The 11,931-nt window shown below is 69.1% G+C and carries 10 protein-coding genes; 4 read left to right on the plus strand and 6 right to left on the minus strand.

The window, feature by feature from the left end:
• Positions 1-45: 45 nt before the first annotated feature.
• The gene (locus ACFC8N_RS18050; RefSeq protein WP_376288746.1) at positions 46-1,398 is read right to left on the minus strand and encodes a cation:dicarboxylate symporter family transporter; all 1,353 of its coding nucleotides are present in this window, start codon (positions 1,396-1,398) and stop codon (positions 46-48) included.
• Between the two features lie 170 nt (positions 1,399-1,568).
• Positions 1,569-3,257 (minus strand): ATP-binding cassette domain-containing protein, encoded by a 1,689-nt coding sequence (locus tag ACFC8N_RS18055; RefSeq protein ID WP_376288747.1) that lies wholly within the window; start codon positions 3,255-3,257, stop codon positions 1,569-1,571.
• 214 nt (positions 3,258-3,471) lie between these two features.
• Here ACFC8N_RS18055 and ACFC8N_RS18060 point away from each other — a divergent pair, with 214 nt between their 5' ends.
• Positions 3,472-4,158 (plus strand): hypothetical protein, encoded by a 687-nt coding sequence (locus ACFC8N_RS18060; protein ID WP_362823795.1) that lies wholly within the window; start codon positions 3,472-3,474, stop codon positions 4,156-4,158.
• Between the two features lie 183 nt (positions 4,159-4,341).
• Here the strand turns inward: ACFC8N_RS18060 and ACFC8N_RS18065 are convergent, their stop codons facing one another.
• The 3 genes from ACFC8N_RS18065 to ACFC8N_RS18075 all read right to left on the minus strand — a co-directional run bounded on the left by ACFC8N_RS18065 (position 4,342) and on the right by ACFC8N_RS18075 (position 5,318).
• Positions 4,342-4,509 carry a hypothetical protein gene (locus ACFC8N_RS18065; RefSeq protein ID WP_376288748.1) on the minus strand — a complete coding sequence of 56 codons (168 nt, stop codon included), beginning with the start codon at positions 4,507-4,509 and terminating at the stop codon, positions 4,342-4,344.
• Positions 4,510-4,542: 33 nt separating this feature from the next.
• On the minus strand, positions 4,543-5,031 hold the full coding sequence (locus ACFC8N_RS18070) for a hypothetical protein (protein WP_376288749.1): 489 nt from the start codon (positions 5,029-5,031) through the stop codon (positions 4,543-4,545).
• A gap of 74 nt (positions 5,032-5,105) precedes the next feature.
• A complete protein-coding gene (locus ACFC8N_RS18075; protein ID WP_376288750.1) occupies positions 5,106-5,318 on the minus strand; it encodes a hypothetical protein in 213 nt (70 codons plus the stop codon).
• Positions 5,319-6,783: 1,465 nt separating this feature from the next.
• Between ACFC8N_RS18075 and ACFC8N_RS18080 the strand changes: the two genes are divergently transcribed.
• From ACFC8N_RS18080 to ACFC8N_RS18090, 3 genes are all read left to right on the plus strand, one after another.
• The gene (locus ACFC8N_RS18080; protein WP_376288751.1) at positions 6,784-8,394 is read left to right on the plus strand and encodes a hypothetical protein; all 1,611 of its coding nucleotides are present in this window, start codon (positions 6,784-6,786) and stop codon (positions 8,392-8,394) included.
• Positions 8,395-8,481: 87 nt separating this feature from the next.
• Complete coding sequence (locus ACFC8N_RS18085) at positions 8,482-9,012, plus strand: hypothetical protein (RefSeq protein ID WP_376288752.1); 531 nt, start codon at positions 8,482-8,484, stop codon at positions 9,010-9,012.
• Between the two features lie 858 nt (positions 9,013-9,870).
• Positions 9,871-11,073 carry an IS110 family transposase gene (locus ACFC8N_RS18090; protein WP_376288753.1) on the plus strand — a complete coding sequence of 401 codons (1,203 nt, stop codon included), beginning with the start codon at positions 9,871-9,873 and terminating at the stop codon, positions 11,071-11,073.
• A gap of 261 nt (positions 11,074-11,334) precedes the next feature.
• On the opposite strand, the gene ACFC8N_RS18095 is transcribed toward ACFC8N_RS18090, so the two are convergent.
• Complete coding sequence (locus ACFC8N_RS18095; RefSeq protein WP_376288754.1) at positions 11,335-11,895, minus strand: hypothetical protein; 561 nt, start codon at positions 11,893-11,895, stop codon at positions 11,335-11,337.
• Positions 11,896-11,931: the final 36 nt, after the last annotated feature.

Consider the following 11,931-nt stretch of genomic DNA (forward strand, 5'->3'; position numbering starts at 1 on the left):
TCGATCCCGGCCCTGCGCGTCAGCCGTGAAACAACGCGCCCAGAGCTACTGGGTGACACGCACCGACGGTTCTAGCACCGAGGCCTCCGACTCGGCAGCGGCAGCGGCAGCTGAACCGTCCAGCACCTTCTTCGCCTGTTCCACATCCAGCGCGCCCTCCCAGCGGGAGACGGCGAAGACGGCGACACAGTTGCCGAGCAGGTTCGTCACCACCCGCATCGAGTCCATGATCCGGTCCACGCCCAGCAGCAGCGCCACCGCCCCGGCGGGAATGGCGCCGAGCGAGGAGGCGGTCGCGGACAGGGCGAGGAAGGCGGAGCCGGGGATGCCCGCCATGCCCTTGCTGGTCAGCATCAGCACCAGGACGACGGTGATCTGCTGGCTCAGGCTGAGGTCGACGCCGACGGCCTGGGCGATGAACAGGGTGCCGATGGAGAGGTAGAGCGAGGCGCCGTCGAGGTTGAAGGAGTAGCCGGTGGGCAGCACCAGGCCCACGGCGTCGTCGCGGGCGCCGGCCCCGCGCAGCTTCTGCATCACGCGCGGCATGACGGACTCGGTGGACGCGGTGCCCAGCGCGAGAAGCATCTCCTCGCGGATGTAGCGCAGGAACTTCCAGAGGCTGAGCCCGGTGACGATGCGCAGGGCGACTGCGAGCAGCGCGACGAACAGCGCGGCGGCGACGTAGCACAGGATGATCAGCTCGCTGTAGGTCTTGATCACGCCGAGCCCGTACTGGCCGATGAGGACGGCCATCGCGCCGAACACCGCGATCGGGGCGAGGCGCATGACGAAGCCGACGATCGCGAAGATGATCTCCTGGGCCTGCTCGACGGCGGGCAGGACCTTCGGCACCTTGGTGTGGCCGAGGTGGAGCAGCGCGGCGCCCACCAGACAGGCCAGGATGAGCACCTGGAGCAGGGAGTTCTCGGCGAACGCGCCGATGAAACTGGTGGGCAGCGCGTTGACGACGAACTCGGTCGTCGAGGGCAGCGCGGCGCCGCCCGTCTTCGCGTCGACCGCCTTGGTGCTCAGGGTGGACGGGTCGACATGCATCCCCGAGCCGGGCTGGACGACGTTGGCGGCGACCAGGCCGATGATCAGCGCCGCGGTGCTCGCGACCTCGAACCAGATCAGGGCCTTGAGCCCGATCCGGCCGAAGGCCTTGAGGTCACCGGCCTTGGCGATGCCGACGACGACCACGCAGAACACCAGCGGCGAGATGATCGTCTTGATGAGCCGGGTGAAACCGTCGCCGAGCGGCTTGAGATCCGCGGCGAAGCCGGGCCACAGCTTCCCGATGACGATCCCGAGCACGAGCGCGCAGAGGACCTGCGCGAAGAGAGAGGTACGCAGTATGCGTGCGACGCGTCGCGGCAGGGAGGGTGCAGTCGGCGGCACGGGGCACTCCTAGAGGGGACGTGAGCACGCAGAAGCCGGGGATGGACTTCTGCGATACGGAAAGCGGCTTCCGTGACGATCACTCTCAAGGTGCTCTTGATCCCGCCGGAGACCTCCGCATTACGGACGCGTAAATCACGCCCGGAGTGACCCATCGCACACAACCGACCTCAGCAGCCGTCCCGGTCCTCCGTGAGCACCCCCTCGTGCAGCTCCCGAAGGGCCGCCTCGGCCAGGGAGTCGTCTCCGGGTTCGGTGTGTCCGCCGGGAGCGAGGACCTTCCCGCTCGCGAGGTGCAGCACGTGCAGGACGCGGCCGAGCGGATCGACGACGGCGCCGCAGGTGACGTGGCCGGAGAAGGTGGAGCGACTGGTGATGTCGGTGGGCCGGTCGAGGGCTTCCAGGAGGCCGCCGAGTTGCGTGCGCTGGCGCATGGTCAGCGGCAGATACGTGAACTTCTGCGGCACCAGAGCGACGTGCTCCCACGACCCCCACGGGTCCAGGTCCGCCGTGGAAGCGTGATCCCAGGCCACGTCACCCTCGGTGGGCAGCAACAGTCCGCACAGCAGGCGGGAGAGGGTCGTCTTGCCGGAGCCGTTCTCTCCTACCAGCGCCGCGATCTCGCCGCGGCGCACGTGGAGGGAGACGCCGCTCAGGCTGTCCTTCGGGGCGCCGTCGTAGCGGTAGGTGACGTCGCGGACCTCGAAACGCTCCGGGACTGCGGTCAGGGACGCGGTGCCGCGGGAGTCGGTCATCGCCTGGCCGTGGGCGTTGTCGAGGAAGTTCTGCCGGTCCTGCACGTACCAGCCGGTGCGCACCAGGCGGGCCCCGCCGTTGATGATGCCGCGCACCGAGCCGGTGGCCGTCTGGAGGGCGAAGACGGCGCCGCCTCCGGCCGCCAGGCTCATGCGGCCTGAGGCCAGGAGCCACAGCAGTGCTGCCCACACGGCGGTCGAGGCGATCCCGCCCGCGACGGCTCCGGCCAGTCCCGTCCAGGCGCCGGTGTTGGCGGCCTTGCGTTCGGCCGCGTTGACCGAGGCGGCCAGCTTCCGATACTGGCCGATCAGAAAGGGGCCGGCCAGGCCGGCTCGCATCTCCTCGCTGGACTCCATGTAGGCCATGTGCCATCGCAGTTTGCCCAGCATCCGGCGCCGCCCGGAGGTCTCCAGGCTGGCGAGGTAGATCACGCGGGCGGACCGGACGTAGGCGGCGGCCTGCGGCAGGCATGCGAGGAAGACGAGGGGGAGGAGCAGCGGGTGCAGGACGGCCAGGACGGCTGCGCCGGCCGCGAGCGTCGCGGTCGCCGCGAGGACGTCCTGTGCTTCTTCCACGAGGTCGGGGGTGACCTGGGCGCCGCGGTCGGCGATGTCGTAGGCGTCGTTGTAACCGGGCTTGTTGTTGGCGGCCAGTTCCGCTCCGAGCGCGGCCTCGACCATCGTCAGCTCCGCTGCCCGGCCGAGCACCGGGCGTAGACGCCCGGTCAGCCAGACGACGGTGATGCCCAGCAGCGCGCGCAGGCCGGTGGTGGCGGCGATGACGCTCAGTTGCGGAGCGGCGCCCCACAGCCGCTCGGTGATGTCGCCCGAGGAGATCAGCGCGGTGATCGTGCCCGTGACGGCCAGGAGGCCGAGGGCCGCGAGGACGCCCGTCCCGATCTGGCACACCAGCAGTCCGATGGTCGCGCCGCGGTCCACCCGCCAGGCCATCTGCACCGAGCGCCGTACGAGCGAGGGTAGACGCCGCGCCATGGTGCGGGAGGTCAGCAGCGACCCTGCCCTGAGCCGTGACTCGTCGCGGTAGAGGTATTCCTCCTCTCGAACATCGGCCCCCTGCGGTGAGTCGTCCTGACCTGCCTCCACCTCGGCTGACCCCTCCGGCCACGCACGCCAGGCCGGTCGGATCACGTGCTGGTCGAGGTCCCCACTCGACCAGCACCTCGTACGACGTACCGAACGGGCCCGTGACTTCGGGCACGAAGCGCCTCGACACGCCGGTGCGCCGCCGGTCGCCGATAGTCAAGCCGCAAGAATTGGCGGACAGTTGTCGTCCGTCCACGGAAGGAATCCAGAGCCCATGGGCCTGTCCCGTCGTCTCCTCACTCTGCTCGTCGTACCACTGCTCGCGCTGATCGCGACGTCCGCACCGGGGGCCGGTTCCGCGGTTGCCGCGCCGCGGGTGACAGCGATCCCGATCGCCCAGGCGCGCAGTCTGCCGCTGGGGACGGTGGTCACGGTGGAGGGCACGGTGAGCACTCCCTCGGGAGCCTTCGCATCGAGCTTCGGCGACAAGGGGTTCGCTCTCCAGGACAGGACCGCCGGGATCTACGTCAGCCTGCAGACCGACGTGCACGCCAGCCCGTGCCGGCACGCGCGCGTCACCGGCACGCTCCGGGACAGTTCCGGGCTGCTCACCCTGGCGCCGGCCGACCCTTCCGGCGTCGAACTCGGCGCGCGGGGCCGGGCGGTGAAACCGAAACGGGTCAGCACCGCGGGGATCGGTGAGGCCACTGAGGGACGGATCGTCAAGGTCGTCGGCAGGATCATCCAGGCGCCGGCGAGCGACCTCCCGTACGGGTACAAGTTCTTCGTCGACGACGGCTCCGGTGCGGTGCAGATCTACGTCAACCTGCAGACGGGAATCGGGGTCGCTGGACTGCAGCAAGGCGAGACCGTGCGGGTGACCGGTTTCAGCAGCCAGTTCGGCAGCCACTACGAGATCGATCCGCGGTCGCCGCGCGACGTCGAGGCCGTCAGGGCGTAGCACCGGCGTCAGGCACGATTCCCGCCGGCCGCCGGCGAGGCCACGGTGACCGGCGTTCCGGCGCTTCGCAGTGGTGGCTCCGTCCCACGGGTGGCAGGGGCCGGGGCAGTCCCGGCGGAGTGACCAGGGGCCCGAGGTGTTCACCTTGTCGGCGAACCGGGCGGCCGGGGTGTGGAGCGACTTTCAAGATGCCCATGTCGCGGGCGGGTTTGCGGCGTTGATATTGCCGACGAGTTCGGTGGCATGCCGGCGAGGGCGGGTGTTCGTGGGCGGCGGCACCTTGCCGATGAGCCGCCCCGTCGGCGGGGCGTCGTCGTCGCCGAACATCGGAACCGTGAATGCCGAAGTCATCGGCATTTTGAGTGCCGGGCAACACCCAGTCGGCTACGGCTGGATACTGCCGTCCGGCACGAGGATCGTGATCCGGTCCTGGCACAGTTGCTGGCCGTCGTTCGAGAAGAGACCACTCAGGCTTCCTGTGTCCGTGCCTTCCTGGTCGGGCCCGATCTTCAGCCGACTCCTGTCGTGCGGGTCACCGGTGTAGCTCGGCTTCGACGCATCGACGGGCTCGACCGTGCAGCGCAGCCGCTCGACGCGCGGCGTCCGGTCTGCTTCGTGTGGCTGGATGACTCGGACGGTGATGTCGTTGATGAACGTCGAGTGGTGCCACGGGAACTGACGCTGCTCACGTTGTTCTTTCACCGACACGCTTCTGGGCACGACGACGTCGTGGTCTTCGATGGTCGTGCAGTCGTAGGTGCCGGTGTACGGAGTCTCCGCCTCGGGGGGGGTCGCCTTGTAGTAAGAGCCGTCGGCGCGCTTGACGAGCTTCTGCACGGGGTCTGCCATGTAGACGATCTTCGTGCTCGCCATGGCAGCGCGCTCCTGGGCGTCTTGCTCCTTCATGTGGTTGAGCCAGAGGAACACCCCTGCGACCAGGGCGGCAACTACGGAACCTCACCGTTCAGCACGGCGGACATGGCAGCGTCGTACTTGGGGCGCTGCACGTCGGACCACGCGGACAGGTTCTCTCTCCAGACCTTACGAACGCAGTACCCGTGTTCGTCGGCCCACTCACGGCCCCGGTCTTCCTGTGCACGGATGGACAACGCGCGCTCGCCCTCGCGCACGATCTTGGACTTGGGTAGCAGCAGGTCCACCCACGGGCGACCGTGGCACGCGCAGACCCGTTTTGAGTGGTCGTTTCCATACCGCTGGTAGGGCGCGATTCTTGCCGGGCGGAGCGAGTCAGAGTGGCCGTTGCCATGTCGTACCCCTTGTGACCTGGGGGAACGGCCCGCCACCGGTGAGGTCCCAGGGTGTTGGACCTACACCGTTCGGTACCACTGGTAGTTGTGCCGAGAGCACAGGCTCTCGGCCCGGATCTTGGTTGCCGGGCAGCCGGATACCGAACAGCGTCTGCGAGCCCGCGGGTAGTAGTTGTCGATTACTGCCCGGTTGAACTCCGGGTCGGCCCGGCGCAGGTGAAGCAGAGTCGGGAACGTGATCCCCACCTCGGCGTACACCTCACGCAGCTGCGGCCCGAACGCACCGCAGCCAGCACCACGACCTTGATGCGGTCGATCTCCTCGGTGGTCAGCGATTCCCATGCCGGGGGAGGCACGCGTGCCGGGGCAGGCACGCACTGGTCCAGACACCCGCCCAGACGCTGCTGGACGAGTCGACGGGCGACGCCCGGGACTGGATCGCCCTCCCGCTGGCACGGCTGCTGACGTTCTGCCACCAGGCGCGCGCCCTCTTCGAGGCCGGGTTCGTGCTGGATCCGGCGCCAAGTAGCGTTGCCGATCTTGTTCGCTTCGTAGCGGCGCTGGAGCTCGGCCGCCTCGATGGCGATGAGTGTCCGGCGTATCTCGCGGCAGGCGTCGGCGGGACGGGCGTCAAGAGCGATGCGCCCGGTGCGGCAGCCGTGCCCCCGCGTGGGTGACCAGGGGTATGGAGAGCTGGGGCAAGGCCTGGGATTCATCAGGGGAGCGGAATCCGAACAGCGGCCACGACACCCAATTGCTACGCCGATTACTTCCCTTTGACCGAGCATTTCCTCTGACTTAACCGAATTCAGAGCCGGTTCATAGGAGGCCCCAAGTCGATGAATGACCTGCCACGACCCGCAGTCGGCCTCGCCGTGGCAACCGGCCGTCGCGTGCCCGGACTTCGCGTTCGACCTGCGGAATCAGCGGGCGGTCGACGTCGAAGCCGCCCGTCCGGGAGGGCCACGACCTCCCCCCACGAGAAGGCCACGCGCGCCCATTGACCTGAACCCGTCAAACTGCTTTGCTTCTCCGCGTCTGACAGGGCATCACCAATCCGGCCAGCAAGAAGTCGCAGTGCGAACCCTTCTCACTGCCTTTTTCATTCGTCAGGTCCAGGACGAGAGTTCCCCCGCGCATCACAACGCCGTGCGTGAGTTTCCCCAGCTGCCGAGCACATCGCCCGTGCAGTCACCCGGCGCGGCTCGGGCCTCTTCTCCTGTTCCTCGGCGGAACCGACGTCAACGTCGGTGGCCGGGTTAGGCATACCGGGTGATACGCCCCGTCGACGTCCCGTTCAGCTCACCTCCGCCGGACCGACGGCGGAGATCCGTGCGAAGAAAGGGCCCCAACACCCATGGGCAGACCCCACATACGCGGCGCAGCCCGCGCGACCCTGACCGGTCTCGCGTCGTTGTCCCTCGTCACCGGCGTGGCACTCGCCTTCGTACCCCAGGCGGCAGCCGCCACCCAGGTTCCGGCTCGCACCGCGAGCCCCAACCCCTACAGCCCGGCCTACCAGCACCCGTACCGGCACGGTGCCATACCGACCATCCGGCAGAACGCCAAGATGAAGTCCTGGGCCGCCGAGCAGCCGGCGGCCACCACGGCGACCGGACCGGAGACGCTGTCCTACGGCGGCGGCATCGACGGCATCGGTGTCCAGAGCGGCCACTCCAAGGTCTACCTGGTCTTCTACGGCTCGCAGTGGGGCACACAGAGCACCAACGGCAACGGCGACGCCACGTTCTCCGGCGACCCGGACGGCGCGGCCCCGGTCACCCAGGAGATGTTCAAGGGCATCGGCACCGGGAACGAGCTGTGGTCCGCGGACCTCACCCAGTGGTGTGACGGGCCGAACGTGTCGGCGGGCGCCACGAGTTGCCCGTCCAACGCGAACTTCATCCCGTACCAGAGCGGCGGCGTACTGGCCGGCGTGTGGTACGACAACTCGGCGGCCTCACCCAGCGCCGCGACCGGGCACCAACTCGGCGCCGAAGCCGTCAAGGCGGCCGGGCACTTCGGCAACACCACCGCCGCGTCCAACCGGGACGCCTACTACGTCGTCCTCTCGCCGCACAACACCAACCCGGACAACTACCAGGGGCAGTACTGCGCCTGGCACGACTACAACGGCGACAGCACGCTCACCGGCGGGCCGGTGTCCTCCTCCTACGGGGACATCGCGTTCAGCAACCAGCCGTACAACATGGACTCCGGCTCCGGCTGCGGCGTCGGCTTCGTCAACTCGCCCGGCACGCTGGACGGCTGGACCATGACGCTCGGCCATGAATGGCACGAGATGATGTCCGACCAGAACCCGGCCGGCGGTTGGACCAACCAGACCGGCAGCTCCTACAACGGCCAGGAGAACTCCGACGAGTGCGCCTGGATCTCGCCCGGCAGCACGGGCGGGGCGGCCAACGTCACGATGGGCACCGGTACCTTCGCCGAGCAGGCGAGCTGGTCCAACGACACCAACAACTGCGCCATCTCCCACCCGATCGTCGGTGGCGGTGGCGGCGGCACCGGCGGCACCTTCACCAACGGCACCTTCGAGACCGGCAGCCTGTCGGGCTGGACGACCAGCGGCACCACCTCCGCCACCACCTCGGCGGCGCACAGCGGCACCTACGGTGCGATGGTCGGCTCCACCAACCCGACGAACACCTCGTCGGTCTCCCAGTCCTTCACCGCCCCGTCCGGCAGCAGCAAGGTCTCCTTCTGGTACGACGTCACCTGCCCGGACACCGTGAGCTACGACTGGGCGACGGCGACCCTCCAGGACACCACGGCGGGCACCACCACGACACTGCTCGGCAAGACCTGCACCCAGGGTGCGGGCTGGAAGCAGGTCTCCGGCACAGTGACCGCGGGCCACACCTACACGCTCACCCTCACCAACAAGGACGACAACTACGCGGGTGACGCGACGTACACCTACTACGACGACGTAACCGTCTCCTGACCTCGCACCGCACGGTGGGGGCGAGCCGACGGCTCGCCCCCACCCCCGTCCCAGCGCCCGCTCCGGGCGGCATCCACCGGAGGACCCGTGCTTCCTTCGTCAGCCCGCACGAGCCCCGCCCGGCGCGCACTGCGCGCCGGGCTCGCCGCCGTGGCCGCAGCAGCCGCGACCGGCGTCCTGGGCGGCTGTTCGTCCGGCCCCGCCGGATCGCCCCCTCCCCCGCCGTCGCGCACTCCCGCGTCTTCCGCGTCATCCGCGTCCTCCACCGGGTCGGCCGCCCTCGACGAACGGTCACGCGGAACCACGGTCCGGGTGACCGCCGGCACGCTCATCGTGGTGCGACTGCACGGCGCCTACTGGTCGACCCCCGCCAGCTCGAACCCGCGGGTGCTCACGCCCGTCGGCGGCGGGACCACAGCCACCGCCACCTGCCCGCCCGGCCGCGGCTGCGGCACGTCTTCCGCGCGATTCACCGCCCTGCGGCCCGGCACGGTTCACATCACCGCCCAGCGCGACTCGTGCGGCGAGGCGATGCGCTGCCCACCGGGCCAGGGACGCTACGACGTCACCGTGACGGTCACCCGACAGCACGGGCAGCCGTCGGGCACCCACTCCTGACCCGGGGTGAACGGTGGCATCACCGACGGCGTGTTCGCACCGAGACAGCACCCATGAGCGTGTGCACAAGACATGACGGAACGAAGGACATCACGTGAGACCTGCGGCCACGTCGTCATCGGGGGCGGGTGCGGGGCCGCGAAGGTCTTGCCGGTGGTCTCGACCGGGGAGATCCTCAAGCGGGTGCAGGAACGGGAAGCGCATCACACGGAGCCGTGGTGAAGGCAGGCGACACGCACCGCCGCGAGGACAGTTGACGGACATGGAGACCCCCTCCGCGCGACGGGGACAAGAACCCGCGGCGGTCGGGGTGGGGCGGCGGAGATTCCTCGACTACGTGCTGGCCGCCTCGACGCTGACCGTGGCCGCCGAACTCGGTGAGGCGGTGCTCGCTCCAAACGAGGCGGCGGCCGTCGTCCCGTCCGTGCCGGGTCCGGCGGAGATCTACGACCTCGACGACATGCTCACCCATGCGACACTGCCGACGGCCGACCTGATCACGACTGCACCCGTTGTCATGAACGGCACGTCAGGAAGCGTCGTCGCACCTGGCCCCAGTCTGGCGAACCACCTGCGGTGTGATGATCCCTCGGAAGGTGTTTCGACCGAAACACCTTGGGCGGGCGCGCGCCGCTTCGTCAGGCATGGATTCTCCATAAGGTGTTGCACGGCCCGGGAGGGCCGGATGTGGCTAATGGGTTCTTGCCTTCAGTGGCTCCCACGGAGTGGCCGTCCGGCTCTCCGGGGCGCCCTGGCTGCTGATTGAGATGTGCGCGCCTTGTGCGGTCGCTGTTTATGGAGATGACAGCGGGGTGTTCCTTGGGCCGACGGCATGCTGTGCGGAACGAGGAGGGGCGAGTGAGCAAGCGGCGGGCCCGAGTCTGGGCCGGTGTCGATGCCGGTAAGGGCTACCACTGGGCGGCGGTGGTCGACGACACTGGCGCCACCTTGTGGTCGAAGAAGGTCGACAACGACGAGTCGACGATCCTCACCGCGCTCGGCGAGATCCTGGACCTGGCGGACGAGGTCCACTGGGCGGTGGACATCTCCGGGACGTCCTCCGCGCTGCTGCTGGCGTTGCTCGCGGCGCACGGTCAGCGGGCCGTCTACGTGCCGGGCCGCACGGTCAACCGCATGTCGGGCGCCTACCGGGGTGAGGCGAAAACCGATGCCCGCGACGCCTACGTCATCGCGGAGACCGCCCGCCACCGTGGCGACTTCGCTGTCATTGACGTGCCCGCCCAGCTGGCCGCCGACCTCGCGCTGCTGACTGCCCACCGCGCCGACCTGGTGGCCGACCGGGTGCGGATGATCAACCGGCTTCGCGACGTGCTGACCGGCGTCTTCCCCGCCCTGGAGCAGGCCTTCGACTACAGCAGCCACAAGGGCGCGCTGGTGCTGCTGACCGGTTACCAGACCCCGGCCGCGATCCGCCGGCGGGGTCGGGCGAGGCTGACGGCCTGGCTCGCCAACCGCAGTGTCCGCAGTGCCGACGCGGTCGCGGCCACCGCCCTGGAAGCGGCTCAGGCGCAGCAGACCGCGCTGCCCGGGGAGGACGTCGCCGCACAGATCGTCGCCGACCTGGCGGCCCAGATCCTGGATCTGGACGACCGGCTCAAACGGATCGACAAGCAGATCCGCGACACCTTCCGCAGCCATCCGCAGGCCGAGATCATCGAGTCCCTGCCCGGCATGGGCCCCATACTCGGCGCCGAGTTCATCGTCGCCGCAGGTGACCTTGCGGCCTACGCGGATGCTGGCCACCTCGCCTCCGCGGCCGGGCTGGTGCCCGTCCCCCGCGACTCCGGACGGCGCACCGGCAACCTGCATCGGCCCAAGCGCTACAGCCGCCGCCTGCGCAGGGGGTTCTACATGTCCGCGCAGACCAGCATCATCCGCGAAGGACCTAACCGGGACTTCTATCTCAAGAAGCGCGGTGAGGGCTGCAAGCACGTCCAGGCCGTCATCGCTCTGGCCCGCCGACGGGCCGGCGTTCTGTGGGCACTTCTGCGCGACAACCGGGTGTTCACCTCCGCCCCGCCGGTCACGCAAGCGGCTTGACTTCATCATTGAGACTCCGTGGTGTGGTGGGAAGAGCGTCTGGACGGCCCGGCGGGTGCTCCTGAGACCGGCCCGGGGGGCGACGGAAGCAGGCGGATGATCTCGATCAGGTGCGGATCGCGCCCGTCGGGTCCGGCGCCTGCAGGCGCACCGGCTCGCTGGGCACGGGCGGGATCGGTTCGACGGTGAGGATGTCGCCGTACTGTGTGCCGGCCTACTTGTTCAGCACGGTATGGATCAGTGTGCGCGGCCCGATCGGGCTCATCGCCAGACCTCCTTGACGCTCGGGGTGCCGTTGAACTTCGCGACCCACGCTCCGGGCGGTCCGGTCAGGCGGGCCGTTGCGGAGCCGTTCGGGTTCGGCGCCCAGCCGGCCATCGCCGTGCGGCGCGCGTCCTCCTCGTCCAGCGCACGGACGGTGGTTGTGATCGGGGCCGTGATCGTGACCGTGAACGTCTTGAGCGGCGGCGCCGTCCTGTGCCACTTACGGTCCTGAGCAACGGCGTGCTGGTAGCGCACCAGCTCCCGCACATACTGCTCGATGCGTACGAACCCGCGGGCCGCGTCGTGGCCGGTGGTGTCGATGTCGCTGAACCGCACCCACTCTCCGGTACCGACCCCGCAGGGACCCGAACGCTCGTACAGGGTGTCCAGCGGAGCGCCTGCGGCCTTCGCCTTCGCGCACCGATCCTTGATGTACTCGGCGTGGGATCCGATCTCTACGGCCCAGGCGACCATGTGCAGGTAGCCGTGATGCTCGGCGGGATCGGTGACATGATTGATGGCGCCACCGTAGGGCGGGTTGAACTTCGGCTTCTGCACGGTCAGCTCTCCTTCGTGCTAAGTGGTCGATTCCGG

The organism is Streptomyces sp. NPDC055966 (assembly GCF_042269865.1).
GTDB lineage: Bacteria > Actinomycetota > Actinomycetes > Streptomycetales > Streptomycetaceae > Streptomyces.

What these genes read in the sequence shown, in the direction of transcription:
- ACFC8N_RS18080 (WP_376288751.1), top strand. Translation starts at nt 6,784, where the DNA reads ATGGGCAGACCCCACATACGCGGCGCAGCCCGCGCGACCCTGACCGGT.
- ACFC8N_RS18065 (WP_376288748.1), bottom strand. Translation starts at nt 4,509, where the DNA reads ATGACTTCGGCATTCACGGTTCCGATGTTCGGCGACGACGACGCCCCG.
- ACFC8N_RS18060 (WP_362823795.1), top strand. Translation starts at nt 3,472, where the DNA reads ATGGGCCTGTCCCGTCGTCTCCTCACTCTGCTCGTCGTACCACTGCTC.
- ACFC8N_RS18070 (WP_376288749.1), bottom strand. Translation starts at nt 5,031, where the DNA reads ATGGCGAGCACGAAGATCGTCTACATGGCAGACCCCGTGCAGAAGCTC.